This is a genomic window from Streptomyces sp. LX-29, from assembly GCF_029541745.1.
Lineage (GTDB): Bacteria > Actinomycetota > Actinomycetes > Streptomycetales > Streptomycetaceae > Streptomyces.
The window spans coordinates 3,801,482-3,827,107 of the sequence record NZ_CP089746.1 but is presented as its reverse complement, the minus strand read 5'-3'; the positions used below and the strand labels follow the sequence as shown (position 1 = coordinate 3,827,107).

Genomic DNA, 25,626 nt, shown 5'->3' with positions numbered 1-25,626 from the left:
CTTCCTTGTCTATGCGGACGGTGACGGTCGGGGAGGCTCATCCCACCCAACGGATCCTACGGGCCCAACATTCCCGAAGACGCCAACGCTCGCCCGAGCTCAGCCTCGCTTGAAGGTCCCGGTGACCAGAATCCTTCCGGCGGACGCCGGCGAGTCGCCCACACAGGAGGCATCGATCACGAAGGCGTCGACGCGCGCGCTGTCGGCCGGGTGCGGCAGGACGACCAGATAGGCGGCGGAGCCGTCATAGGTCCTCTGCTGGGCCGCAAGGGGCATCTCGGCGCGGCCGGTGCCCGCCTGGATACAGGACGGTACCTGGAGGTCCCCGCCCTGGAGCGGCGCGTTGGACGACTCCTTGGTGGTGAGGCCCCGTGTGCCGTCGGCCTGGCTCCCGCCCTGCTGGCCGGCCAGCAGCTGCCGGACCTGGGACTCCAGCTCGCTCGACGAGAGGGCGGGGGACCCGCTCGCCTCGGCGCGGGTGTCGCCTTCGGACGTCGCCTTGTGACGACCGTCGTCGGAGCTCGAGGGGAGGAAGAGGCTGCCCACGCCCAGCACGGCGGCCGCGCACGCGGTGCCGAGCAGCACCCTCGGCCAGCGCCGGCCACGCCGGGGGCCACCGGGGCGGGAAGTCTGTCGGCCGGGCCCGCTGGCGGCCCGCGGACGCCCTGCCGGCCGGTCGGACGCGGTGGCCGTGGTGGCCGTGGTGGCCGTGGGCGGAACGCTCTCGACGACCTTCGGTGCCGGTTCGGCGGTGTGCTCGGACTCACGTGAGGTTTCGCGTGAGGTTTCACGTGAAACGAGGACGGAGCCACGGTCGGCCGTGGAGGTGGGCGTTTCACGTGAAACGTCGACGTGGGTCTCCGGGGCGGTCGCGTCGAGGAGCGCCTCGGCGGCGAGGGCCGCGTCGATACGGCCCGCGATGTCGGCGGGCATCCGCACAGGGCCGGGGAGGGTGCCCAGCAGGGAACGGATCTCGTCGAGCGAGGTACGGACGTCCGCACACAGCTCGCAGCCCTCAAGGTGCTTCCGAAGATCGGCGGCGCGGGTCGGCGACAGCAGACCGTCGTTCATGGCGGAGATCTCCGCGACCTCCGGGTGCTCATCCGTGTCGGTCGTGGATGTCACGCTCGCCCACCTCCGCCCTTCACGGCATCTGCGTCGTTCGGTCCTGCCGCCGGTGGGACGGATGTCCCCTGCGTCCGGTTCCTTGCCCGGTCCGATGGTTCGCTATCCCTCGCACGCGGGTGGAGATGCGAGATCAGCGGCAGCAGCCGAGCACGCCCCCGGGCACAGCGACTTTTCACCGTTCCCATGGGGATATCCAGGATCCGCGCCGCCTCGGCGACCGGGTATCCCTGCATGTCGACCAGCACCAGGGCGGCGCGCTGCTCGGCGGGCAGCCGCTCCAGGGCGCGCAGTACCTGCCGATGCAGATCGCTGCGCTCGGCGGGAGCGGCGGCGGACTCATGGGGTTCGAGAAGCTGCTCCAGCCGCTCGGTGTCGGCGACCGGGGAGGTGCGCCGCGTGGCCGACTTGCGGGCACGGTCGAGGCAGGCGTTGACCGTGATGCGATGCAGCCAGGTGGTGACGGCCGACTGGCCCCGGAAGGTATGAGCGGCCCGGTAGGCGGACACCAGGGCGTCCTGGACCGCGTCAGCGGCCTCCTCGCGGTCCCCCAGCGTGCGCAGGGCCACCGCCCACAGCCTGTCCCGGTGCCGCCGGACGATCTCCCCGAAGGCCTCGCGATCGCCCCGCACATGGGCGGACAGGAGGTCGGCGTCGCTCACCCCGCCGTACACGGCGTCATCCAACGTCCAACCCCCTCCCCGTGTGGCCTCTTGCTCAGCCGGTGAACGTGATCTCTCTGATGGCCTGCTTGTAGGGGTGCGTGGAGTCCGCCTCAGGCGGCGAGTAGGGAAGCGCCGTGATCCAGACGAGGACGTAGCGGGTCTTGACGATCTTGTTCTCGGGGACGGAGAGCTTGGCGGTCGTGCCAGGCTCAGTGGTCGTTGCGAGCTTCTTGAAGCCGCTGACCGGATTCTTGGTATCGGCCCAGGGTGTCAGGGAGTCCGTGGCATAGAGGGTGACCGTGGTGTAACCCCTCGGGTTCGCGCTGTACTGCAGGTCGAGGGAGGCCCCGGTGACCTTCTGCGGAGACCCGAGGTCGTAGATGATCCCGACGCCCTTCTTGACCGTGGGAGCGAACTCGGGGCCGTCGATGAAGCTGCTTGTTCGCCAGGTCGTCGACGCATCGCCGTCATGGGTGTCGTCTGCGTCGGCGGGATGCTGTGCCTTGGAGCCCGGAGAGAACTCCGCCGCGTCCTTGATGTCCAGCTTCTTGGCGACCGGCTTCGGCTTGTCGTCGTCCTTCTTCTCCTCGCCGTGGTCCTGCCCCCCCGACTGCTCCTTCTTCAGCAGGGCGTCCGCCAGCTGCCAGCTGCCCAGGCCGAGGGCCGCGATCAGCAGGGCGGAGACGGTCCACTTCAGGGCCTTGCCGGTGCGGGTCTGCAGCGGCGGCGGGGGCGGCGGAGGCATCGGCATGGGGCGGCCGGCACGGGGGTGGGCGCCGTGGGACGGCGGCTGACCGTATCCGCCGCGGTGGTAGCCCTGGTGCTGGTAGCTCTGGTGCTGGTACGCCTCAGGAGGTGTGAAAACGGGCTCCGGGGGCCGGATACGGGGCATCGCGGCCACCGCCTTGGCCAGCTCTTCAGGCGTGGTGCAGGGCGGCTCCTGGCGGGACGCCGTGGCGCCGTCGTTGACCAGGGCGCGCATGGCGAGGTCGGAGAGCCCGCGGTGGACCCCCGCGCGGACCTGGTCCGGCGCGATCAGCCCGACGCCCTTGGGAAGGCCCGCGAGGCCGTACGCGTCGTCCTCGTAGGGCCAGCGCTGGGTCAGCGCGGCGTACAGCAGCGCGCCGATCGACTCGGTGTCGGTGCGCTGCGGATGGTCGGAGGAGATCCCGCGGAGCGCGGCCATGACGGCGAGGCCGCGAATGCGGTACTGCCCCGAGGAGGTGCGCAGCACGGAGCCGGGGGTGAGTCGGAGGTGGGCCAGGCCCTCGCGGTGGGCGGCGGCCATGGCCTGGGAGACCTGGCTGACGAGTTGGTAGGCGTCGTGTGGCTCCAGCGGACCGCTGGCGAGGACCGCGGTCAGCTCCGTGGCGTCAGGAAGCCACTCGTGGACCACGTAGACGAGGTCGTTCTCCTCGACGGCGTCGAGGACCTGGACGAAGCGCGGGTCGCCCAGCAGCGCCGCGGAGCGCGCGGCGGCGAGCACGGGGCGGGCGCGGGAGTGGTCGGCGGGCAGCACGTGAATGCCCACGGCCCGGCGCAACTTCTCGTCGACGGCGCGCCAACTGCTGAATCCGTCCAGACGTGTGACGCACTCTTCGAGGCGATACCGTCTGGCGAGTTTGTGGCCGCTGTGCAGTTCAGGAGGGCTCGCCTTGGCCGCGGAGCCTTTGCCCGCAGCCGAGTTGGCCGCCGCCTCGCCGGATTGCCCGGCGTCCGCGCCGGCCTTCTTGTCGGTCCCCGCCCCGTCGGTCATGGCCTCGTCCGCCTCAGCGGTCAGCGGCTTCTCGCCGCCGCTGTCAGCCACGTCGACGGCAGCCGTGCTCCGTTCCGCCACCGTCGTTCCTGCCTCCCCATCCGTTGCGCTTTGGTCCACAGCCGAAAGCCAAGACCAATTGTGCCCACAGTCCGCCGCTATGCACGACACACGGTGGCTCACGAAGGTTGTGCTCAGGTCAACGGCCGAGACGTCCGCGGACCATACCAACCATGGCGTTCAGCTCGGCGATGCGCATCCGCTTCGCAGCCAGATAGAAGATGACGATCAGGGTAATGCCGCCCGCGGTCAAGGCCGCGAGGGAGCCCGCGATGCCCTTGCCCAGCACGTTCATGACGGCGTATGCGGCGGCGCCGCCCAGCAGCGCGGCGGGGATGCTGGCACCCGCCAGACGGGTGTACGTACGGACCACGTGGCGGCCGTCCAGATCGCCGCCCAGCCGCGTGCGCAGGCGCTTCCAGGCGACGCCTACGCCGGTCGCGTAGGCGAGGCCGTAAGAGGCGGCCATGCCGGCCACGGCCCACTGTGCGGGGAGCAGCACGTAGCAGAGGGCGGAGGCGACGGCGTTCACGGCGGCGACGATCACCGTGTTGTAGAAGGGGGTGCGGGTGTCCTCGTAGGCGTAGAAGCCGCGCAGGACGACGTACTGCACGGAGAACGGGATCAGGCCGAGGCTGAACGCCATGAGGATGTAGCCCATGGTCACGGCCTGGTTGGTACCCGAGGCGCCGAACAGCAGGGTGCTGATGGGGACGCCCAGCGCGAGGAAGGCGAAGGCGACCGGGACGATGGCCACCGCGGAGGTGCGCAGGCCCTGCGAGATGTCGTCGCGGACGGCGCCCGCGTCCCCGTCGTGGGCGGCCCGGGAGAGCCGGGGCAGCAGCGCGGCCATCACGGAGACGGTGATGATCGCCTGCGGCATGCCCCAGATCAGCTGGGCACTGGTGTAGCCGACGAAGCCGGCGCCCTTGACGCCGGACTCGGCACCGGCCGCGGTGGACAGCCGGGTGACCACGACCAGGCCGACCTGGTTGGCCAGGACGAACAGCACGGTCCACTTGGCGAGCCTGGCGGACTTGCCCAGGCCCTTGCCGCGCCAGTCGAAGCGCGGCCGGTAGCGGAAGCCGGTCGCCCGGAGGTAGGGGAACATCGCCAGCGCCTGGACGGTGAGGCCGAGCAGGGTGCCCATGCCGAGCAGCCGGATGCCCTCGGCGGTGATCGTCGTTTCCGTCATATTGGACTCGGCGTGGGTGCCGAACACCCAGATGAACAGGGAGAAGGAGGCGATCACGACGACGTTGTTGAGGACCGGTGTCCACATCATGGCGCCGAAGCGGCCGCGCGCGTTGAGGATCTGCCCCACCACCACGTGCACACCCATGAAGAAGAGGGTGGGCAGGCAGTAGCGGGCGAAGGTGACGGCGACCTCGTTGCCTGCGGGTTTGCTCGCGATCTCGGGGGAGAGCAGCTGGATGAGCCAGGGGGCGGCGAACATCGACACCGCCACCAGGGCGCCGAGGATCACCATGGCCAGGGTGAGCAGCCGGTTGGCGAAGGCGACGCCCCCGTCGTCGTCCTCCTTCATGGCGCGGACGAGCTGGGGCACGAAGACGGAGTTCAGGCCGCCACCGACGGTGAGGAAGTAGACCATCGCCGGGAGCTGGTACGCGACGCCGTAGGCGTCGCCGAGCATCGCGCCGCCGAGCGCCGCGACGATCACGATCTGGCGGATGAAGCCGGTCAGCCGGGAGACCAGGGTGCCGGCGGCCATCAGCGCGCTGGACTGGAGGACGCTCGCGGCCTTGCCGCGCTTGCGGGCGGTGGCCGGGGCGGGCGCCTCGGTCTCCTCCAGGGGCTCGGGCTCCGCCGCGGGAGGCGGCATGGGCCCGCCCATCGGCGGCGGCACCGGCGGGTACGCCTGCTGGTGCTGCTGCACCTGGGGGTAGGGCTGGGTCTGCTGCTGCGCGGACTCCATGGTGTGGGCGGGCTCCATGGTGGTCTGCTGCCCGTACGGCTGCTGGTCGCGGTAGAGGTGCGCGAAGGCGTCCGGCTGCGGCCGGTCGTCGGCGGCATGGGTGACCAGGTCGTCCACGCCCACGTACTGGGTGTGTGCCGGGTCGTCGCCGTACGGGAGGTACTGGGAGGGCCCCTCGGGCTGGGGCGCGGGCGTGGGCGCCCACACCTGGGGGTCCGGGGCGTGCTGGCCGGGCGCTGGCTGGCCGTACAGCTGCCCCTGCGCCGGGGGACCGGCGGGCGGCGGCGGGTGCGCGGCGCGGTCGTAGCGGGCGTCCGTCAGCGGATCATGCGCATAGGGATCCTGCGTCGGGTACGGGTAGGCCTCGAAGGTGCCGGTGTCGTAGGTGCCTCCGCCGTACGGATCGTGCGCGTACGGGTCCTGGAGGTACGGCAGCCGGCTGTACGAGATCTGGCGGGGGTCGCCCAGATACGGGTCCTGCTGGTGCGGCTCCGGGGCATACGGATCGTGGGGCGCGTGCGGCACCCGGCCTGCCGGGTCCTCACCCCGGCCATGGCCGCGATCACCGTCGTACGGCGCGTTCATCGCTACCCCACCTCATCATCTGCGGCCGACCGGCCCCGCCATTGCTCAATGGTCCACTTTCTCACCTGAGCCGGATGGCTCAGCGTTTTGCGAACCGGTGTCCGGGGTCGGGTCACTCGGCTGCTCGGGGACGACGGCGTTCGGACCACCGCTCTCGTCAGCCCTTTCGTCCTCGTCCGCGGCTTTGGACCCGTCGGTCATGTCGGTTTTGTTGTTTTCGTCACTGTCGCCGTCATGGCCGGCGCGCTTGCGCTGGACGTAGATCCGGATCCCCGCCAGGACCAGCAGCAGGACGCCGCCCGCGATGACCAGGATGACGGTCGAGGTGGCCTCGGTGACGTTCACCTCGAAGGGCATCTCCTCGCCGTAGGGCTGACCGTCGGCGGTGATCAGCTGGGCCGTGACGAAGACCCGGCCGTTGGCCTTGGCCGTGGTGCCGAACTTCAGCGACTGGCTGTGGCCGCGCTCGATGTCGATCGTCTGGGCGTCGCTCACCTGGAGGCGGATGGGCTGGCTGGACTTGAGGCTCAGGGTCAGCCCCTTCACGTCCTGGGCCAGCCCGTTCTGCACGGTCACCGGGATCGTCGCGCTCCGCCCCGACAGCGTGACCTTGGTCTTGGGAATCAGCCTGACCTTGCCGCTGAGCTCCTTCAGGTACGCGTTGATGGAGCGGCGGTAGTCGGTGGCGCCCGTGGCGTCGGCGCGCCAGGACGTGGACATCTCCCGCATGATCGCGGTGCCGAACGGGGTGACCACCCGCTCCTTGGCCGTGAGGATGACCTTGAAGCGGTTCAGCGCCACCTGGGTCTTCTGGATCTCCTCGAAGGCGCCGGTCGGCAGCTCGTGGCGGCGCAGCGCGGTGCGGTACGCGCGGTCGCCCGGCACCTTGCGGGTGGCTCCGGGGTCGGGCTTGGCCTTGGCGGCGTCCCCGAGGGTGGAGGGCTGGGTCCAGCGGCCGCCCTGGAGCCCGCCGAGGGCGGCGGCCATGGCCTGGGCCTGGCTGGTGGTCGGCATGCGCTGTGGCGCGACGACGATGCTGCGCTGCTTGTCGGGCGCCTGCATGGTGAGCATCTGGCTCTGGGCGAGGAAGCGCTGCACGGCCGGGGTGGCGTTCTCGGCGCGGGTCATGTCCCCGGAGAACACGGTGGACAGCCGGGCGTCCGCGACGATCGCTGTGTTGCCGCCGCCGATCTGCCGCGCGGCGGTGGGCGTGTACAGCAGGTCACCGGTCTCGCGCAGGCTGTCGCCGCGGGCGATGATGTTGTGGGCGCCGGCCGAGGTGGCCACGCCGACGATCGAGCGGTCGATCGCGCCGTCCACCGGCCAGGCGAAGTCCGTGCGCGGCTTCACCCCGAGGATGGACTCCACGGTGGTCGCGGAGAGCCTGGTGGCCGACTGGAGGTGGCTGAGCGCCCCGGAGACCTTGGTGCCCCGGTGGGCGAGCGAGGCGAGGTCGGGGTCGGCGAAGGGCAGGGCGACCACCTGGTGCCCCTGTACCGCCTTCTGGAGCTCGCCGAGCCACTGCCTGGCGTCGGCCTGGCCCTCCCCCTCCTCGGTGGAGCCGTCCTCCTTCTCGATCAGGTAGTCCTCGGTCATCGCATGGGCCGAGGCCAGGAGGTCGGGGTCGATGACCCAGGTGACCGGTAGGTCCTTGCCGAGCGCGACCATCTGCTGCAGCCGCCCGCCGGGGGCGAGGTCGGCCCGCAGGGTGTCGTCACGGAAGATCGGGGTCTGCTGCTCGTCGGCCTCGGTGCGGGCCATCAGGTGGCTGGTGGAGATCAGCGGCCACAGGTAGGTGAGGCGGGTCTTCTTGGGGGCGCCGGACGGCTGCCAGGGCAGGAAGGTCCGCTCGATGCCGAGCACGTGCGGCCAGGGCTCGCTGCCGGACTCGCCGCTGAGCGCGACCCCGATGAGGTAGGCGCCGGGCTGGTTCAGCCTGAGCTCCTTGACCGGCACGGAGAGCGTGAAGTCGCGGCTGACTCCGGCCCGCAGCTTGCCGACCTTCCTGGCGTACTTGCCGCCGATCTCCAGACCGTCACGGCTGGAGTCGTACCCCTTGCGCTCGGCCGCGTCCTCGATCGCGGTGCGGCTGTTCATGGGCGGGCCGACCCGCAGGGCGACGGAGGCGCCGCTGACCGTGGAGCGGCCGTTGTTGGTCACCGTCCCGGTGATCGTCAGGGTGTCGTTCTCCGACGGCGTGGTGGGGGTGAGGCCGGTGATGTCGACGTCGACCGTGCGGGAGCCGCTGGGGGCGGCGGCCGGCTGGGGTCCCGTCGCCCGGGCCGCCGGTGCCGCGGGGAGCTGGAGCACCCCCGCGAGGAGCGGCACACCGGCGAGCAGCGCCGCGGTGCGCCGGAACCACCGGCGGGCGGGAGCAGAAGGGGTCCCCTGGAACTCTGCCGCCTCGGCCACGCGCTCGCCCGTCCCTCGTCGTCGTCAGTGGTCGTCGGATTGTGCGTCCACGCATGGTAACGATGCCTGCTGGAGCGAAGTGCCGCGGAGGGTTCCACAAGATCACGCCACGATTGACGCGTTCACAAACCCGGGCAAAAACGAGGACGCTTCCCTCCGTGCGGCCACGTACCCTGTTCTGTTGTGCCGAATGCCAACAATGACAGCCCCACCCAGCAGCCGACGACCGAACTGAGCCAGGCCCAGCGCCGGGCCGTGAGTGAACTTCTGCGGGTGTCCCCCGTCGCCGACGATCTTGCCAGCCGATTCCAGGAGGCCGGGTTCCACCTCGCCCTGGTCGGTGGCTCGGTCCGCGACGCGCTGCTCGGGCGGCTCGGCAACGATCTCGACTTCACCACGGACGCCCGTCCGGAGGATGTGCTGAAGATCGTCCGGCCGTGGGCCGACGCGGTGTGGGAGGTCGGCATCGCCTTCGGCACGGTCGGCTGCCGCAAGAAGTCCCCGATCGCCAACGCGGCCGTTCAGGACTATCAGATCGAGATCACGACTTATCGCTCCGAAGCGTATGACCGCACCTCGCGCAAGCCGGAGGTGTCCTACGGCGACTCCATCGAGGAGGATCTGGTCCGCCGGGACTTCACGGTCAACGCGATGGCGGTCGCCCTGCCGCAGAAGGAGTTCATCGACCCGCACAACGGCCTGGAGGACCTGGCCGCGCGGGTGCTGCGCACTCCGGGGACCCCGGAGGAGTCCTTCTCCGACGACCCGCTGCGCATGATGCGCGCCGCGCGCTTCGCCGCGCAGCTCGACTTCGAGGTGGCCCCCGAGGTCGTCGACGCGATGAAGGCGATGGCCGACCGGATCGAGATCGTCTCCGCGGAGCGCGTGCGGGATGAGCTCAACAAGCTGATCGTGGCGGCGTACCCCCGGAAGGGGCTCACGCTGCTGGTGGAGACCGGTCTGGCCGATCGGGTGCTGCCGGAGCTGCCGGCGCTCCGGCTGGAGCGCGATGAGCACCACCGGCACAAGGACGTCTACGAGCACACGCTGACCGTGCTGGACCAGGCGATCGCCCTGGAGGAGAACGGCCCGGACCTGGTGCTGCGGCTGGCCGCGCTGCTGCACGACATCGGCAAGCCGAAGACCCGCCGGTTCGAGAAGGACGGCCGGGTCTCCTTCCACCACCACGAGGTGGTCGGGGCGAAGCAGACCAAGTTCCGCATGACGAAGCTGAAGTACTCCAACGACCTGGTGAAGGACGTCTCCCGGCTCGTCGAACTGCACCTGCGCTTCCACGGCTACGGCACCGGGGAGTGGACCGACTCGGCCGTGCGCCGCTACGTCCGCGACGCCGGGCCGCTGCTGGACCGGCTGCACAAGCTGACCCGCTCGGACTGCACCACGCGGAACAAGCGCAAGGCCGCCGCCCTCTCCCGTGCCTACGACAGCCTGGAGGAGCGCATCGCCCGACTCCAGGAGCAGGAGGAGCTGGACGCGATCCGTCCCGACCTGGACGGCAACGAGATCATGGAGATCCTCGGCATCGGCCCGGGCCCGCAGATCGGCAAGGCCTACAAGCACCTGCTGGAGCTGCGGCTGGAGCACGGGCCGATGGAACGCGACGCGGCGATCGCGGCGCTCAAGGAGTGGTGGGCCGCGCAGGGCTGATGCCACGGGGCGGTTTCACGTGAAACAACGTGAAACCGCCCTCCGACCCACGCGACGAGGGGCCGTTGTTTCACGTGAAACAACGGCCCCTCGTCGCGTGGAACGGCCCCTCGGTGGAGGGTCCGCGGGGTTACTTCTTGGCGTTGCCCAGGCAGAGCACGAAGGAGTCGCTGCCTTCCTTCCAGGTGATGGCGGCGACGGTGCCCTCGGTGCTCTGGCAGGCAAGCGTCGAGATGCTGGTGCCGTCGACCTTCTTCAGCACCTTGTGGGTGGCCTTGGCATCGGTGCACTCCAGCTTCTCGATGTCAGGGTTGCTGGAGGAGCCGGTGTTCTGCAGGCAGTCGCCGACGGCCAGCTCCAGCGTGTCGTCTCCGACGCCGCCGAGGTACGCGCCCACCGCGATGCCGATGCCCGCGATCGGAAGAACGATGTTCCGGGCGATCTTCTTGAAGTTGCGGCGGGGCGGTGCGGGGGCCGGCGGAGCCGGGTAGGCGTTGAACTGCCCGCCCGGAGCAGTGGGCTGCTGAGCGAACGGGTTGCCCTGAGGCGGAGTGGTCACGGAGTTCCTCGAACTGATGCGTGCAGACAGGTGATTGCCGGGCGTAAATTACCTGCGCGTCGCCGCCGAACTGCAATTTGCAGAGGCTCTGTGGCACTGATGTGACACTTACCGGCGGCGAAATCCCAGGAAAGCGGCTGCAATCACCCCATAGATCACCGCCACCCCCACCACCAGCACGACCGACCGTCCGTCAGGCGGCAGCATCAGCGCGGCGACCCCCGCGGCGCCGACGAAGGCGACGTTGAAGAAGACGTCGTAGAAGGAGAAGATCCGGCCGCGGAACTCGTCGTCGACGGTGGCCTGGACAACCGTGTCCGTGGCGATCTTCGCGCCCTGTGTGGTGAACCCCAGGATGAAGGCGGCGGCGAGCATCGGGGCGGGCTCGAAGGGGAGACCGAGGCCGGGTTCGAGAACGGCCGCCGCCGCGGCGCAGAGACCGATCCAGCCGGTGGTGCCGAAGCGGGCCGCCGCCCAGGGGGTGACCACCGCCGCGGTGAAGAAGCCCGCCCCCGAGAGTGCGACGGCGAGCCCCAGCAGCGCCAGCCCGTCGGACTCGCTGTCGCCCCAGGCGTACCGGCAGAGCATGAGCAGCATGACGGTGAGCGCGCCGTAGCAGAAGCGCATCAGCGACATCGCGGCCAGCACACGCGCCGCCAGGGGCCGCTCCCGCAGGTGGCGCAGACCGGCCGCGAGACCATGGGCGGTGCTGTGCAGGGCCGTACGCAGCCGTGGCTGGAGTTGGCCCGGGTCGGGTCCCAGCAGACCGGGCGACATGCGGAGGGCGGCGAGCCCGGCGCCGAGGTAGATCACCGCACCGACCAGCACCACCAGCGCGTCCGAGGTCGAGCCCTCCGGGGCCGCGAGGCGCACGGCGAACGCCAGGGTGCCGCCCAGGGTCGCCGCGAGGGTGCCGGCGGTGGGTGAGAGCGCGTTGGCCATCACGAGCCGCTCGTGGGTGTCGACGACGCGCGGCAGGGCGGCCGAGAGACCGGCGAGGACGAAGCGGTTGATCGCCGTGACGGTGAGCGCCGAGGCGTAGAAGAGGCCGTCGGGGACGTCCGCGAGCATCAGCACCGCGGTGCCGCCGGCGAGGGCGCCGCGCAGCAGATTGCCGTTGAGCAGCACCTGGCGGCGCCGCCAGCGGTCCAGGAGCACCCCGGCGAAGGGACCGAGCACGGAGTAGGGAAGCAGCAGCACGGCCATGGCGGAGGCGATGGCGGCCGCCGAGGTCTCCTTCTCCGGGGAGAAGACGACATAGGCGGCGAGCGCGACCTGGTAGACGCCGTCGGCCAGCTGTGACAGCAGACGGACGGTCAAGAGGTGGCGGAAGTCGCGTAGCTGGAGCAGCACCCGCAGATCGCGCACAACAGGCATGGCGCTCAGCCTCACACACCGCACCGGCCCCCGGGGGGATTACCCGGGGGCCGGTGATCATCGGTTGGGCCTTCCGCGAGGGGGGACCCGGCGCATGGCGCGATGCGCGGGGCGAGCCCGGCGGTGTGCCGACCTAACGCGCCGAGCGGCTCGGGTGCCGACGCGTCATGAGCGCTTGTCAGCTCTCGACCTCGCCCTTGATGAACTTCTCGACGTTCTCCCGCGCCTCGTCGTCGAAGTACTGCACCGGCGGGGACTTCATGAAGTAGGAGGAGGCGGAGAGGATCGGGCCGCCCACGCCACGGTCCTTGGCGATCTTCGCGGCGCGCACCGCGTCGATGATCACACCCGCGGAGTTCGGGGAGTCCCAGACCTCCAGCTTGTACTCCAGGTTCAGCGGGACGTCGCCGAACGCACGGCCCTCAAGGCGGACGTAGGCCCACTTGCGGTCGTCGAGCCACGCCACGTAGTCGGACGGGCCGATGTGCACGTTCTTCTCGCCGAGCTCCCGGTCGGGGATCTGCGAGGTGACGGCCTGCGTCTTGGAGATCTTCTTGGACTCCAGGCGCTCGCGCTCGAGCATGTTCTTGAAGTCCATGTTGCCGCCGACGTTCAGCTGCATCGTGCGGTCCAGGATGACGCCCCGGTCCTCGAACAGCTTGGCCATCACGCGGTGCGTGATGGTGGCGCCGACCTGCGACTTGATGTCGTCACCGACGATCGGCACACCGGCCTCGGTGAACTTGTCCGCCCACTCCTTGGTGCCGGCGATGAAGACCGGGAGGGCGTTGACGAAGGCGACCTTCGCGTCGATGGCGCACTGCGCGTAGAACTTCGCCGCGTCCTCGGAGCCGACCGGGAGGTAGCAGACCAGAACGTCGACCTGCTTGTCCTTGAGGACCTGGACGATGTCGGCCGGCTCCTCGGCGGACTCCTCGATGGTGGCCTGGTAGTACTTGCCGAGGCCGTCGAGGGTGTGGCCGCGCTGGACGGTCACGCCGGTGCTCGGCACGTCGCAGATCTTGATGGTGTTGTTCTCGCTGGCACCGATGGCGTCCGCGAGGTCGAGGCCGACCTTCTTCGCGTCCACGTCGAAGGCGGCCACGAACTCCACGTCACGGACGTGGTAGTCGCCGAACTGCACGTGCATAAGACCCGGCACGCGGCTGTTCGGGTCGGCGTCCTTGTAGTACTCGACGCCCTGGACCAGCGACGCGGCGCAGTTGCCCACGCCGACGATGGCTACGCGAACCGAACCCATTCCGGTTGCTCCCTGTGTGTACTCGACAGAGCTCTGCGGGGGTGCAGAGCCTCACTTAGCGGTGTCATCGGACGGATCCGGCCGGGAACCACCCCGGTGCCGGGGCAGGCCGCCCGTTTCTTCTGACCGGTCCTGTTTCCGGGCCTGCGGCCCGGGGGACTCCGGCTCGGCGGCGCCGTTGCGCTGGTCGCGCCCGGCCCGCTCGCTCTCGATCAGCTCGTTCAGCCACCGGACCTCGCGCTCCACCGACTCCATGCCGTGCCGTTGCAGCTCGAGCGTGTAGTCGTCCAGGCGCTCGCGGGTGCGGGCCAAGGAGGCCCGCATCTTCTCCAGGCGCTCTTCGAGCCGGCTGCGCCGGCCCTCCAGCACCCGCATCCGCACATCGCGCGAGGTCTGGCCGAAGAAGGCGAAGCGCACGCCGAAGTGCTCGTCCTCCCAGGTGTCCGGCCCGGTGTGGGAGAGCAGTTCTTCGAACCGCTCCTTCCCCTCGGCCGTCAACCGATAGACGATCTTCGCCCGCCGGCCGGCCAGGGTGGCCGCGAGGGCCTCTTCCGGCGCGCTGCCGGGCTCCTCGATCAGCCAGCCGTTGGCGACCAGCGTCTTGAGGCAGGGGTAGAGGCTGCCATAGCTGAAGGCACGGAACACCCCGAGTGAGGTGTTGAGGCGTTTCCGCAGCTCATAGCCGTGCATGGGAGACTCGCGCAACAGGCCGAGGACGGCGAACTCAAGGATGCCGGAGCGCCTGCTCATCCCCCGCCTCCCTTGTCGCTTACGTGCCCCTATGCCGGACTATGCCGTGCTGATGTATCGACTCGATACATCCTGACGATAGAACGAGCCCCCTGTTGCGACAAGTGGGGGCACGGTGAACGGCATCACATCACCGATTCGTGGGAGTCAACCTGCCTGATTTGGAGTGAAGATGTCGGGTCAGCGTCTTTTGACCGTGCGTACTCTGGTCGCCATGCAGACCACCGGGAACCGTGTGACACCAGAAAACGTCCTCGTCCCGGATGCAGTGCGCCCGGACGCTGCCAGCGGCCGGATTGCGCATCGGGGGGACCGGAAGCCACCTGCCGCTTTCAGGCGATAGAGCCTGCCCGAGGAGTAGTCGTTCCATGAGCGAGCACCGTCGCAAGCCGCCGCAGCCGCAAGGTGGCGGACGCGCAGCGGCCCGACGTGCCGCGCAGCAGCCACCAGGGCGCCGCGCGACACCACCGCACAGCACCACGGGGTCGGCCTCCGGCCCGCACAGCGAGGAACACCCGTACGGCGGCCGGGCGGAGGCCCGGCGCGCCGCGCAGCGCGGTGGCAGACGACGCGGAGCCGATCCGGTGGCCGCCCACGGCTCGGGCCCCGGCGGCTCCGGCGGCGGGCGCCGCGGCGGCGGAGGAGGCGGCGCGGGTGGCCGGGGCCATGGCCCCGGTGGCGGCGGCCGCCCCGGCAAGAAGCGCCTCATCGACTATCCGCGGTTCGGCAAGAGCGGCTTCCGTCGCTGGCTGCCCTCGTGGAAGCTGGTCACGGGCACCTGTCTGACCTTCATGGCGCTGCTGGTCGCGGCCGTCGGCATCGGACTGATGCTGGTGGAGGTGCCGACCGCGCAGGCCGCCTCCAAGACCCAGAAGAACGTCTACTACTGGGCGGACGGCGAGCGCATGGTCGTCTCCGGCGGTGGTGACCTCAACCGCCAGATCGTGCCGCTGAGCGACATCCCCGAGTCCATGCAGAACGCGGTCATCGCGGCCGAGAACGCCAGCTTCTACGAGGACTCCGGCGTCGACCCGATGGGCATCGCGCGCGCGGTGGTCAACATGGCCAAGGGCGGTCAGACCCAGAGTGGTTCGACCATCACCCAGCAGTTCGTGAAGAACACCTACCTGGGCCAGGAGCAGACGCTCAAGCGCAAGGTCACCGAGCTGTTCATCTCGATAAAGGTCGGCGCCACCAAGAAGAAGACCGACATTCTCGAGGGCTATCTGAACACCGCCTACTACGGCCGGGGCGCCTACGGCATCCAGGCCGCCGCCCAGGCGTACTACGGCAAGGACTGCAAGGACCTGACCGCGAGCGAGAGCGCCTTCCTGGCAGCGACGCTCAACGGCCCCAACCTCTACGACCCGGCCGGCGGCGTGGGCGCCAACGCCACCGCGAAGAAGAACACCAACCGCGCCAAGGCGCGTTGGGAGTGGACGCTCAAGCGCGAGGTCGAGACGGACCGGCTCAAGGCGTCCGAGCGCGACGAGTGGGTCGCCAAGGGCTTCCCGCAGCCGCAGAAGCCCAGGCCCGCGACCAACAAGGCCGGCCAGATCGGCTACCTGACCGACCTGGCCGACAACTACATCATCGCCAACAGCACCATCTCCAAGGCCGAGCTGGACCGGGGCGGCTACCAGATCCACACCACCTTCGACCGCAAGAAGGTGCAGGCGCTGGAGAAGGCCGTCGCCAAGGTGAGCAAGGAGAACATCAAGCCGAAGGAGCGCCCCGACAAGGACACCTTCGTGCAGTTCGGCGGCGCATCCGTGGAGCCGAAGACCGGAAAGATCGTGGCGATCTACGGTGGCGAGGACGCGCTGGAGCACTACACCAACAACGCCGACTACACGGGCGTCCAGGTGGGCTCGACCTTCAAGCCGTTCGTGCTCGCCGCCGCGATGACCGACGGCGTCCGCGACAAGAGCGGGCCGCGGGACCAGCCGGCCTCGATGCGCACCCCCGTCTCGCCGAAGAGCATCTACAACGGCGACAACAAGCTGACCCTCCTCGACTACAACGGCACCGTCTGGCACGACAAGAACGGCAAGGAGTGGCACCAGCGCAACGACGGTGACGAGAGCAAGGGCAAGGTCGACCTGCGCACCGCGATGCAGTACTCGGTGAACACGCCCTACATCCAGCTCGGCATGGACGTCGGCACCGACAAGGTGCGGGACGCGGCCATCGCCGCCGGTCTGCACAAGGACCAGCTGACCTCCATCACCCCGACCTTCTCGCTCGGCACCTCGGCGCCCAGTGCCATCCGGCTCGCCGGGGCGTACGCGACCTTCGCCGCCAGCGGCAAGCAGGCCGACCCGTACTCGGTGGAGTCCGTGGAGCGCAAGGGCATCGTGGTCTACGACCACAAGGACGACGCCGAGATCAAGCAGGCGTTCTCGCCCGAGGTGGCCGACAACGTCACCGACGTGCTCAAGACCGTGGTGGAGAAGGGCACCGGCACCAACGCGCAGATCGGCCGCCCGGCGGCGGGCAAGACCGGCACCACCGACGACAACAAGTCGGCCTGGTTCTCCGGCTACACCCCCCAGTTGGCGACCGCGATCGGCATGTGGCGCGTGGACGACCGGGCCACCAACCAGAAGTTCCTGCCGATGTACGGCGTGGGCGGCCAGCCCTCCATCCACGGTGCCTCCTTCCCGTCCGAGATCTGGGCGGACTACATGCGCGAGGCGCTGGAGGGCACCAAGGCCAAGAGCTTCCCGAAGCCCGGTCCGATCGGCGACACGGTCTACGGCGAGGGCGCCAGCCCCTCCGCGACGACCGCCGAGCCGACCCAGACCGAGGAGGAGAAGGAGAAGGAGAAGACGGAGGAGCCGGAGAAGAAGCCGTCCAAGAAGCCCTCCAAAATTCCGTCCCAGTCCCCGTCCAGCACCAGCCCGTCCCCGAGCCCGTCGTGCGACCTGTTCGACCCGACCTGTGAGGGCGATTCCGGAGGCGGCCCCGGCGGCCCGGGCGGCGGCAACGGCAACGGCGGCGGGAACGGCCCCGGCGGCTCCGGCGACACCAGCCCCAGCCCGTCGTCGAGTCCGCCGGCGACCGGGGACGAGGACTTCTTCGGCGGTGGATCGGGCTACTAGCCCACCGGAGGAACCCACCGGCACATTCCCAGACGGCCGTGGCCGCGCGGAGCACCCGCTCCGCGCGGCCACGGCCTTTTCCACGCCCGCTACCACGGACCGCGCGGTCGCGCATGTGGGCGGCGTGCGCCCGTACGGCGTACACCGCGCAGGTCGCTCGACTGGGGCGGCTCCCGCTGCCGCCCACAGGCCCGTACGGCAGGATGGCCGCATGAAGAGCGCGCGTGACGATTCTCAGCCGACGCGGCCGACCGCCGAGGACGAGGTGGCGGCGGCCGGCAGCGAGCTGATCGGCGGGCCGGCAGGACGCCGCGCGCTGTTCGGCACCAGTTGGTGGACACCGGTGCGGGTGATCGCGCTCGTCGCCATCGGCATGTTCGCCCTCGGCATGGTGCAGAAGGCGCCGTGCTACAACGGCGCCTGGTTCTACGGCGCCAGCAGCCAGTACACCCACGCCTGCTACTCCGACATCCCGCACCTCTACAGCGGGCGGGGCTTCGCCACCGACCTGGTCCCGTACTTCGACCGGATCCCGGTCAACGTCTCCGGCGGCATGGACTACCTGGAGTACCCGGTGCTCACCGGGCTCTTCATGGAGGTCGCCTCCTGGCTGACCCCGGGGGACGGCTCCATCCAGGACCGCGAGCAGATGTACTGGATGGTCAACTCAGGGATGCTGATGGCCTGTGCGGCGGTGGTCGCCGTCTGCGTGGCCCGTACCCACCGGCGCCGCCCCTGGGACGGCCTGCTGGTCGCCCTCGCCCCGGCCTTCGCGCTCACCGCCACCATCAACTGGGACCTGTTCGCGGTGGCGTTCGCCGCCGGCGCCATGCTCATGTGGTCACGCGGCCGGTCCTTCAACGCGGGCATCCTCATCGGCCTGGCGACCGCCGCCAAGCTCTACCCGGTGTTCCTGCTCGGGCCGCTGCTGCTGCTCTGTCTGCGCGCGGGCCGCTGGCGGGCGTTCGCCCGGGTGGCGGTCGGGGCGGTGGGGGCCTGGCTGGCGATCAACCTGCCGATCATGCTCAGCACCGCGGGCGGCAGTCTGCACCTCCGCGAGGGCTGGCTGAAGTTCTACACCTTCAGCCAGGAACGGCCGGTCGACTTCGGCTCGTTCTGGCTGATCATCTCGCAGCGCACCGGGAACCCGCTGGAGGACGTCAACACCTACGCCACGGTGCTGATGCTCTTCGCCTGCGCCGGAGTGGCGGCCCTGGCGCTGTGCGCGCCGCGCCGGCCGCGGCTGGCGCAGTTGGCCTTCCTGATCGTCGCGGCCTTCGTGCTCACCAACAAGGTCTACTCGCCGCAGTACGTGCTGTGGCTGGTTCCGCTCGCCGCGCTGGCCCGCCCCAAGTGGCGGGACTTCCTGATCTGGCAGGCATGTGAGGTGGTGTACTTCGTCGGCATCTGGATGTACCTCGCGTACACCACCAGCGGCGACCAGCGCCACGGCCTGCCGCCGGAGGGCTACCAGTTGGCGATCGCGATCCACTTGCTGGGCACGCTGTACCTGTGCGCGCTGGTGGTGCGGGACGTGCTGCTGCCGGAGCGGGACGTGGTGCGCAAGGACGGCTCGGACGACCCCTCGGGCGGCGTCCTGGACGGGGCGCCCGACGTGTTCGTCCTGCGGGACCTCGGCGGGCACCACGGCCACCGCGGACGGCCCGAGGACGCCCCGGTGGTGCACTGGGGCCGGCCGGAGGGCGGCGGCACCCCGCCGCCCCCGCCGATATCCCCGAAGGGCTGATCCACGACCGGCGTGGCCGGTCCTAGCAGTCGAGCATCCGGTCGAACTGCGTGGTGGTGTGCCGCAGATGGGCCACCAGCTCGTCACCCACCTGCGGGGCCGCCACGTCGCCCGGCACGAACAGGATCGACACCTGCATGTGCGGGGGCTCGGCGAACCAGCGCTGCTTGCCGGCCCAGACGAACGGCGAGAGGTTGCGGTTGACCGTCGCCAGACCCGCCCGCGCCACGCCCTTGGCCCGCGGCATCACGCCGTGCAGGGCCTTCGGGGCCTCCAGGCCGACGCCGTGCGAGGTGCCGCCCGCGACCACCACCAGATAGCCGTCGGAGGCCACCTTCTGCTGGCGGTAGCCGAAGCGGTCGCCCTTGACGACCCGGGTGACGTCGAGCACCGAGCCCCGGTACTGCGTCGACTCGTGGTCGCCCAGCCAGAGCCGGGTGCCGATACGGGCGCGGAACCGGGTCTGCGGGAACTGCTGCTGGAGGCGGGCCAGCTCGTCCGACTTCAGATGGCTGACCAGCATGGTGTGCAGCGGCAGCCCGGCCGCGCGGAGCCGGTCCATCCAGGCGATGACCTCCTCCACCGCGTCGATGCCGTCGGCGCGGTCCAGCGGCAGGTGGATGGCGAAGCCCTCCAGCCGGACGTTCTCGATGGCCGCGTGCAGCGCCGGCAGGTCGTGCTCGGAGACGCCATGCCGCTTCATGCTGCTCATGACCTCTATGACGACCCGCGCCCCGGCCAGGCCGTGCAGACCGTCGATCGAGGAGACCGAGCGGATCACCCGGTCCGGCAGCGGCACCGGTTCCTCGCCGCGGCGGAACGGGGTCAGCACCAGCAGGTCGCCGCTGAAGAGGTCCTTCATCCGGGCGGCCTCGTAGGTGGTGCCCACGGCGAGGACGTCGGCGCCGATGCGGGTGGCCTCCTCGGCCAGCCGCTCGTGGCCGAAGCCGTATCCGTTGCCCTTGCAGACGGGCACTATGCCCGGGAACTGCTGGAGCACGGACTGCTGATGCGCCCGCCAGCGTGCGGTGTCGACGTAGAGGGTGAGCGCCATGGCGGGAGCGGACCTTTCTCGTTTCCGGCGGTGAATCCGAGGGCTGGAGTGGTGCGGGGCCGTTCGGGCCCCGCGCACGGGTCTAGCGACGCGACATGTAGATGTCGAGCGCCTTGTGGAGCAGCTTGTTGAGCGGGAAGTCCCACTCACCGAGGTACTCGGCGGCCTCGCCACCGGTGCCCACCTTGAACTGGATCAGGCCGAAGAGGTGGTCGGTCTCGTCCAGCGAGTCGCTGATGCCGCGCAGGTCGTAGACGGAGGCACCCATGCCGTAGGCGTCGCGCAGCATCTGCCACTGCATGGCGTTGGACGGACGGACCTCGCGCTTGTGGTTGGCGGAGGCGCCGTAGGAGTACCAGACGTGCCCGCCGACGATGAGCATCGTGGCGGCGGCGACGGCCTCGCCCTCGTGCAGGGCGAAGTACAGCCGCATCCGGTTGGGGTCCTCGGAGTTGAGGACGCTCCACATGCGCTGGAAGTAGCTGAGCGGGCGCGGCCGGAACTTGTCGCGCTCGGCGGTGATCTCGTACAGCCGCTGCCACTCGCTCAGGTGCTCGTAGCCGCCCTGGACGACCTGGACGCCGGCCTTCTCGGCCTTCTTGATGTTGCGGCGCCACAGCTGGTTGAAGCCCTTGTGGACGTCCTCCAGCGAACGCTGCTGCAGGGGCACCTGGAAGACATAGCGGGGCTGCACGTCGCCGAAGCCCGCGCCGTCCTCCTCGCCCTGCTGCCAGCCCATGCGGCGCAGCTTGTCGGAGACCTCGAAGGCCCGCGGCTCGATGAAGGTCGGCTGCACATCGCGCAGCCGCTTGACCTCCGGGCTCTGGATGCCGGACTTGATGGCGGCGGCGTCCCAGCGGCGGATGATGACCGGCGGGCCCATCTTCACCGAGAAGGCGCCCTGCTGCTTGAGGTGGGCCAGCATGGGGCGCAGCCAGTCCTCCAGGTTGGGCGCGTACCAGTTGATGACCGGCCCCTCGGGCAGATAGGCCAGGTAGCGCTTGATCTTCGGCAGCTGGCGGTAGAGGACCAGACCGACGCCGACCAGCTGTCCGGTGGGGTCGAACCAGCCCAGGTTCTCGGAGCGCCACTCCGACTTCACGTCCGCCCAGGCCGGCACCTGCATGTGGCTGGCCGCGGGCAGGCTCTGGATGTACGCCAGATGCTGCTCACGGCTGATAGTCCTCAGGGTCAGGCTCATGCGGGCGCTCCTCGGCAGGTTTGTCCCCAGGGTCGGGGCTCCGGCTCTCGCGCCGAAGCCTACTGTGACCGTGGAGCGCACCGTCTGGGCGTTCGGGTTCAGGCCCGTGTGCCGCGCCCGTTCAGCCTCGCGCGCCGCGTCCCGTAGCGGGCCGCGGCGCGCCGGCGGCGGGTCCGACCGCTAGCCGATCACACCGCCCCACAGGCCGCCGTGGGCCAGGCCGAGGTAGAAGCCGACACCGGATGCGCCCAGGCCGATCATCAGCAGGAATCGTTCGCCGGTGGTCGCCGAGATCATCTGACCCCACAGTCCGACCCCGATGCCCACCAGCCCCGTCCAGGAGCTGAGCAGGTGCAGGTGGTCGAACTGGGCGGTGATGAACGCGACAGCGCCGAGGGCCAGCGTCACGACCGCGAGCGTGTTCTCCAGCGGATGTGGCTTGCCGTCCGTGTCGAGCAGGGAGAAGAGGCCGTGGCGGTGGTTGGTCCGTGCTGCCTGTGCCATGTGGCACCTCCATAGGCCAAGGCGGCGCACTGTAACGCCGCTCACACCCGATGCGTACAGATTGCGGCGATCCCCGGGCGGATTTCAACCGGAAGCGCCGGGCCGGGTACTCTGTACGGTCTGCACTGGTGTCTGTCTGGATGCCGGGACCATGCGAACGGCTGAAACGACGGTCGACGCCGGTGCGGAACGCATCACGACCCTCCTGCCACGGAACGACCGTGGCCGCTGAGTCCAAAGGAGGTGGGTTCCACATGCGTCACTACGAGGTGATGGTCATCCTCGACCCCGATCTGGAGGAGCGCGCTGTCTCCCCCCTGATCGAGAACTTCCTTTCCGTGGTCCGCGAGGGCAACGGCAAGGTTGAGAAGGTCGACACCTGGGGCCGTCGTCGTCTCGCTTACGAGATCAAGAAGAAGCCCGAGGGCATCTACTCGGTCATCGACCTGCAGGCCGAGCCTGCGGTCGTCAAGGAGCTCGACCGCCAGATGAACCTGAACGAGTCGGTCCTCCGGACCAAGGTCCTCCGTCCCGAGACCCACTGAGCTCCTAGCTCACTGCTCGGGTCCGAGTAGCTACAAGCAGCCAGAAGCAATCCCCGCCGAGAGGTTCACCCATGGCAGGCGAGACCGTCATCACGGTCGTCGGCAATCTTGTCGACGACCCCGAGCTGCGCTTCACCCCGTCCGGTGCGGCGGTCGCGAAGTTCCGTGTCGCGTCCACTCCCCGCATGTTCGACCGCCAGACCAATGAGTGGAAGGACGGCGAGAGCCTGTTCCTCACCTGCTCGGTGTGGCGTCAGGCAGCGGAGAACGTCGCCGAGTCGCTCCAGCGAGGCATGCGCGTCATCGTGCAGGGCCGACTGAAGCAGCGGTCCTATGAGGACCGAGAGGGCGTCAAGCGCACGGTCTTCGAGCTGGACGTCGAGGAAGTCGGCCCCAGCCTCAAGAACGCCACGGCCAAGGTCACCAAGACCACCGGTCGCGGCGGCCAGGGCGGCTACGGCGGCGGTGGCCAGGGTGGCGGCGGCTGGGGCGGCGGCCCCGGCGGCGGCCAGCAGGGCGGCGGCGCTCCGGCCGACGACCCGTGGGCGTCCAGCGCGCCCTCCGGTGGTCAGCAGAGCGGCGGCGGTGGTGGTGGCTGGGGCGGTGGCTCCGGCAACTCCGGCGGCGGCTACTCGGACGAGCCGCCCTTCTAGGTCCGTACGCGCTGTTTCACGTGAAACGCGGGTCGCGTGAAGCCTCGGTTTCACGTGAAACAGCGCGCGACGCGGATCAAGGGCGACAGCACAAACTTCTTGATCACACTGGAGAGAGACAATGGCGAAGCCGCCTGCTCGCAAGCCTAAGAAGAAGGTTTGCGTGTTCTGCAAGGAGAAGATCTCCTACGTCGACTACAAGGACACGAACCTGCTGCGGAAGTTCATTTCCGACCGCGGCAAGATCCGTGCCCGCCGGGTGACCGGTAACTGCACCCAGCACCAGCGTGACGTCGCCACGGCCGTGAAGAACAGCCGTGAGATGGCGCTGCTGCCCTACACCTCCACCGCGCGCTAAGGGAAGGGTGACCGAAACATGAAGATCATCCTCACCCACGAGGTCTCCGGCCTCGGCACCGCCGGCGACGTCGTGGACGTCAAGGACGGTTACGCTCGCAACTACCTGGTCCCGCGCGGTTTCGCGATCCGCTGGACCAAGGGTGGCGAGAAGGACGTCGAGCAGATCCGTCGCGCCCGCAAGATCCGCGAGATCGCCACGATCGAGCAGGCCAACGAGATCAAGGCTCAGCTCGAGGGCCTCAAGGTCCGCCTGAACACGCGTGCCGGCGAGGCCGGCCGTCTGTTCGGCTCCATCACCCAGGCCGACATCGCCTCCGCGATCAAGGCCGCCGGTGGTCCGGACGTGGACAAGCGCCGCGTCGAGGTCTCCGCGCCGATCAAGACCCTGGGCGCCCACCAGGTGTCCGTGCGTCTGCACAGCGACGTTGTCGCCAAGCTCGGCGTCGAGGTCGTCGCCGCCTGAGTGCAGCGTGATCGCTGCCGCTCGGCATAGCGTGGTGAGGGGCCGCATCCCATGGGGGTGCGGCCCCTCACTCATGCTTCGTGGGCGGTCGCCCGGGGTTCCCGGGTGAGCCGGCCGTGGTTCCCAGGTGGGTCGCCTTGTGGTTCCCGGGTGGGCGATCCGGCGGCGGGACCCGGCGGAGCGGCTATCCGCGCACCGCGCCCGTGATGAGCCAGCGGCCCGACCGGGCGCGGAACCAGAGGGTCGCCATGCGGGCCGTGGTCATCAGCGCCATGGCCCACCACAGGGCCGTCAGGCCGCCGTCCAGCGAGGGGACGAGCAGGGCGACGGGAGCGAAGACGGCGAGCGTGGCGAGCATCGCCCAGGCCAGGTACGGGCCGTCTCCGGCCCCCATCAGGACCCCGTCGAGGACGTAGACGACGCCCGCGACCGGTTGGGTGAGGGCCACCACGAGCAGCGCGGGAAGCAGGGCCTCCCGGACCGCGTGGTCGCCGGTGAAGAGCGGGATGAACAGGGGCCGGGAAGCCACGACGAGCAGCCCCAGCACCATCCCTGAGGCGATCCCCCACTGGACCATGCGGCGACAGACGGCTCGGGCGCCCTCCGTGTCGCCCGCGCCCAGGTAGCGGGCGATGATGGCCTGCCCGGCGATGGCGATGGCGTCCAGGGCGAAGCTGAGCAGGCTCCACAGGGTCATGATGATCTGGTGGGCGGCGATGTCCGCGTCCCCGAGGCGGGCGGCCACGGCCGTGGCCAGCAGCAGCACGGCGCGCAGCGACAGGGTGCGGACCAGCAGCGGGACGCCGGCGCGGGCGCAGGCCCGTATCCCGACGGCTTCGGGGCGCAACGAGGCACCGTGCCGTCTGGCGCCCCGGACCACGACGGCGAGGTAGACGGCGGCCATGCCGCACTGGGCGATGACCGTGCCCCAGGCGGAGCCGGCGATGCCCAGATCGGCCCCGTAGACCAGGATGGCGTTGAGCGCGGCGTTGGCGGCGAAGCCGCCGACGGCGACGTACAGCGGTGTACGGGTGTCCTGGAGGCCGCGCAGCACGCCGGTGGCGGCGAGCACCATGAGCATGGCGGGGATGCCGAGGGCGCTGATCCGCAGATAGCTGATGGCGTGCGGGGCGGCGGAGCCGGAGGCGCCGAAGAGGTCGACGAGGGCGGGCGCGGCGGGCTGGGCGACGGCGACGAGCACGGCGCCGATGAGCAGGGCGAGCCAGACGCCGTCCATGCCCTGGCGGACCGCGGCGGCCGGTTCGCCCGCGCCGATGCGGCGGGCGACGGCGGCGGTGGTGGCGTAGGCGAGGAAGACGAAGATGCTGACCACACTGGTCAGCAGTGCGGCGGCGACGCCGAGGCCGGCCAACTGCGGGGTGCCGAGGTGGCCGACGACGGCGCTGTCGACCATGACGAAAAGGGGCTCGGCGACGAGTGCGCCGAAGGCGGGGACGGCGAGCGCGATGATCTCGCGGTCGTGGCGGCGGGCGCCGCCGCGGGGGGCACGCCGGGCCGGGCGCCGGATGCGGGAACGCTCGCTCGGCGCGGTCGCGGGTGCCTGATTCATGGCGTCAATCTAATCTTCCACAGGTAAGATACTCAAGTGCATTGCACTCCTTACTTCCCGTCACGCAAGGCGATCTTCTCTGCGCCCTTTGTCGCGATCTTGCGCTGGCCGGGGAAGTTTTTCTTCCTCACAGTCCTTGGATGGAGAATCCGCAGGTCAGAGCCGTGGCGCAGGGGTGTGTGTGGTGTTGTCCACAACGCTGTCCCCCGTGTCGTGCACAGGTTCAGCCGCGTTCTCCACAGGAAGCGCTCCCTCGTCCACATGGCCTGTG

20 protein-coding genes are annotated in these 25,626 nt (G+C 69.9%); 7 read left to right on the top strand and 13 right to left on the bottom strand.

From position 1 onward, the window contains the following. Positions 1-99: 99 nt before the first annotated feature. The 5 genes from LRS74_RS16445 to LRS74_RS16425 form a co-directional block, all read right to left on the bottom strand. Complete coding sequence (locus LRS74_RS16445) at positions 100-1,125, bottom strand: zf-HC2 domain-containing protein (RefSeq protein ID WP_277741704.1); 1,026 nt, start codon at positions 1,123-1,125, stop codon at positions 100-102. Next, entirely contained in the window at positions 1,122-1,811 is a 690-nt protein-coding gene (gene sigM / locus LRS74_RS16440; protein ID WP_277741703.1) for an RNA polymerase sigma factor SigM, read from the bottom strand. The genes LRS74_RS16445 and sigM overlap by 4 nt, the downstream gene beginning before the upstream one ends. Positions 1,812-1,842: 31 nt before the next feature. Next, positions 1,843-3,627, bottom strand: coding sequence for a protein kinase family protein (locus tag LRS74_RS16435; protein ID WP_277741702.1), 1,785 nt, complete (start codon positions 3,625-3,627; stop codon positions 1,843-1,845). 118 nt (positions 3,628-3,745) lie between these two features. Beyond that, positions 3,746-6,127, bottom strand: a complete 2,382-nt coding sequence (gene murJ / locus LRS74_RS16430; protein ID WP_277741701.1) for a murein biosynthesis integral membrane protein MurJ — start codon at positions 6,125-6,127, stop codon at positions 3,746-3,748. A gap of 45 nt (positions 6,128-6,172) precedes the next feature. Beyond that, the gene (locus LRS74_RS16425) at positions 6,173-8,539 is read right to left on the bottom strand and encodes a DUF6049 family protein (protein ID WP_277741700.1); all 2,367 of its coding nucleotides are present in this window, start codon (positions 8,537-8,539) and stop codon (positions 6,173-6,175) included. Positions 8,540-8,722: 183 nt separating this feature from the next. On the opposite strand from LRS74_RS16425, the gene LRS74_RS16420 reads away from it, so the two are divergent. Continuing rightward, positions 8,723-10,207 (top strand): CCA tRNA nucleotidyltransferase, encoded by a 1,485-nt coding sequence (locus tag LRS74_RS16420; RefSeq protein WP_144383132.1) that lies wholly within the window; start codon positions 8,723-8,725, stop codon positions 10,205-10,207. 130 nt (positions 10,208-10,337) lie between these two features. On the opposite strand, the gene LRS74_RS16415 is transcribed toward LRS74_RS16420, so the two are convergent. The 4 genes from LRS74_RS16415 to LRS74_RS16400 all read right to left on the bottom strand — a co-directional run bounded on the left by LRS74_RS16415 (position 10,338) and on the right by LRS74_RS16400 (position 14,154). Further along, positions 10,338-10,766: a hypothetical protein gene (locus LRS74_RS16415; RefSeq protein ID WP_277741699.1), complete on the bottom strand. Its 429-nt coding sequence runs from the start codon at positions 10,764-10,766 to the stop codon at positions 10,338-10,340. A 108-nt stretch (positions 10,767-10,874) separates the two neighbouring features. Continuing rightward, a complete protein-coding gene (locus LRS74_RS16410; RefSeq protein WP_277741698.1) occupies positions 10,875-12,143 on the bottom strand; it encodes an MFS transporter in 1,269 nt (422 codons plus the stop codon). A gap of 178 nt (positions 12,144-12,321) precedes the next feature. After that, positions 12,322-13,404 (bottom strand): inositol-3-phosphate synthase, encoded by a 1,083-nt coding sequence (locus tag LRS74_RS16405; RefSeq protein ID WP_277741697.1) that lies wholly within the window; start codon positions 13,402-13,404, stop codon positions 12,322-12,324. 51 nt (positions 13,405-13,455) lie between these two features. Beyond that, entirely contained in the window at positions 13,456-14,154 is a 699-nt protein-coding gene (locus LRS74_RS16400) for a PadR family transcriptional regulator (RefSeq protein WP_277741696.1), read from the bottom strand. Between the two features lie 368 nt (positions 14,155-14,522). Between LRS74_RS16400 and LRS74_RS16395 the strand changes: the two genes are divergently transcribed. Next, positions 14,523-17,258 carry a transglycosylase domain-containing protein gene (locus tag LRS74_RS16395; RefSeq protein WP_277741695.1) on the top strand — a complete coding sequence of 912 codons (2,736 nt, stop codon included), beginning with the start codon at positions 14,523-14,525 and terminating at the stop codon, positions 17,256-17,258. A gap of 211 nt (positions 17,259-17,469) precedes the next feature. Beyond that, entirely contained in the window at positions 17,470-19,005 is a 1,536-nt protein-coding gene (locus LRS74_RS16390; protein WP_277741694.1) for a glycosyltransferase 87 family protein, read from the top strand. Between the two features lie 22 nt (positions 19,006-19,027). Here the strand turns inward: LRS74_RS16390 and LRS74_RS16385 are convergent, their stop codons facing one another. From LRS74_RS16385 to LRS74_RS16375, 3 genes are all read right to left on the bottom strand, one after another. Continuing rightward, the gene (locus LRS74_RS16385; RefSeq protein WP_277741693.1) at positions 19,028-20,059 is read right to left on the bottom strand and encodes an alanine racemase; all 1,032 of its coding nucleotides are present in this window, start codon (positions 20,057-20,059) and stop codon (positions 19,028-19,030) included. A gap of 82 nt (positions 20,060-20,141) precedes the next feature. Continuing rightward, the gene (locus LRS74_RS16380; protein WP_277741692.1) at positions 20,142-21,260 is read right to left on the bottom strand and encodes a peptidoglycan bridge formation glycyltransferase FemA/FemB family protein; all 1,119 of its coding nucleotides are present in this window, start codon (positions 21,258-21,260) and stop codon (positions 20,142-20,144) included. A gap of 180 nt (positions 21,261-21,440) precedes the next feature. Then, positions 21,441-21,764: a hypothetical protein gene (locus LRS74_RS16375; RefSeq protein WP_144383123.1), complete on the bottom strand. Its 324-nt coding sequence runs from the start codon at positions 21,762-21,764 to the stop codon at positions 21,441-21,443. 254 nt (positions 21,765-22,018) lie between these two features. Between LRS74_RS16375 and rpsF the strand changes: the two genes are divergently transcribed. The 4 genes from rpsF to rplI all read left to right on the top strand — a co-directional run bounded on the left by rpsF (position 22,019) and on the right by rplI (position 23,785). After that, complete coding sequence (gene rpsF, locus LRS74_RS16370; RefSeq protein WP_004950685.1) at positions 22,019-22,309, top strand: 30S ribosomal protein S6; 291 nt, start codon at positions 22,019-22,021, stop codon at positions 22,307-22,309. A gap of 71 nt (positions 22,310-22,380) precedes the next feature. Further along, complete coding sequence (locus tag LRS74_RS16365) at positions 22,381-22,962, top strand: single-stranded DNA-binding protein (protein ID WP_277741691.1); 582 nt, start codon at positions 22,381-22,383, stop codon at positions 22,960-22,962. A gap of 121 nt (positions 22,963-23,083) precedes the next feature. Further along, positions 23,084-23,320: a 30S ribosomal protein S18 gene (gene rpsR, locus LRS74_RS16360; protein ID WP_003978893.1), complete on the top strand. Its 237-nt coding sequence runs from the start codon at positions 23,084-23,086 to the stop codon at positions 23,318-23,320. Positions 23,321-23,338: 18 nt separating this feature from the next. Next, positions 23,339-23,785, top strand: coding sequence for a 50S ribosomal protein L9 (rplI, locus tag LRS74_RS16355; RefSeq protein ID WP_144383121.1), 447 nt, complete (start codon positions 23,339-23,341; stop codon positions 23,783-23,785). A gap of 184 nt (positions 23,786-23,969) precedes the next feature. Here the strand turns inward: rplI and LRS74_RS16350 are convergent, their stop codons facing one another. Next, entirely contained in the window at positions 23,970-25,355 is a 1,386-nt protein-coding gene (locus LRS74_RS16350) for an MATE family efflux transporter (RefSeq protein WP_277741690.1), read from the bottom strand. Positions 25,356-25,626 lie beyond the last annotated feature (271 nt).

Bases quoted from the DNA above. Each gene is read 5' to 3' on its own strand.
- murJ (WP_277741701.1), bottom strand. From the start codon at position 6,127: ATGAACGCGCCGTACGACGGTGATCGCGGCCATGGCCGGGGTGAGGAC.
- LRS74_RS16410 (WP_277741698.1), bottom strand. From the start codon at position 12,143: ATGCCTGTTGTGCGCGATCTGCGGGTGCTGCTCCAGCTACGCGACTTC.
- LRS74_RS16405 (WP_277741697.1), bottom strand. From the start codon at position 13,404: ATGGGTTCGGTTCGCGTAGCCATCGTCGGCGTGGGCAACTGCGCCGCG.
- LRS74_RS16400 (WP_277741696.1), bottom strand. From the start codon at position 14,154: ATGAGCAGGCGCTCCGGCATCCTTGAGTTCGCCGTCCTCGGCCTGTTG.
- LRS74_RS16395 (WP_277741695.1), top strand. From the start codon at position 14,523: ATGAGCGAGCACCGTCGCAAGCCGCCGCAGCCGCAAGGTGGCGGACGC.
- LRS74_RS16390 (WP_277741694.1), top strand. From the start codon at position 17,470: ATGAAGAGCGCGCGTGACGATTCTCAGCCGACGCGGCCGACCGCCGAG.
- LRS74_RS16385 (WP_277741693.1), bottom strand. From the start codon at position 20,059: ATGGCGCTCACCCTCTACGTCGACACCGCACGCTGGCGGGCGCATCAG.
- LRS74_RS16380 (WP_277741692.1), bottom strand. From the start codon at position 21,260: ATGAGCCTGACCCTGAGGACTATCAGCCGTGAGCAGCATCTGGCGTAC.
- LRS74_RS16375 (WP_144383123.1), bottom strand. From the start codon at position 21,764: ATGGCACAGGCAGCACGGACCAACCACCGCCACGGCCTCTTCTCCCTG.
- rpsF (WP_004950685.1), top strand. From the start codon at position 22,019: ATGCGTCACTACGAGGTGATGGTCATCCTCGACCCCGATCTGGAGGAG.
- LRS74_RS16365 (WP_277741691.1), top strand. From the start codon at position 22,381: ATGGCAGGCGAGACCGTCATCACGGTCGTCGGCAATCTTGTCGACGAC.
- rpsR (WP_003978893.1), top strand. From the start codon at position 23,084: ATGGCGAAGCCGCCTGCTCGCAAGCCTAAGAAGAAGGTTTGCGTGTTC.
- rplI (WP_144383121.1), top strand. From the start codon at position 23,339: ATGAAGATCATCCTCACCCACGAGGTCTCCGGCCTCGGCACCGCCGGC.
- LRS74_RS16350 (WP_277741690.1), bottom strand. From the start codon at position 25,355: ATGAATCAGGCACCCGCGACCGCGCCGAGCGAGCGTTCCCGCATCCGG.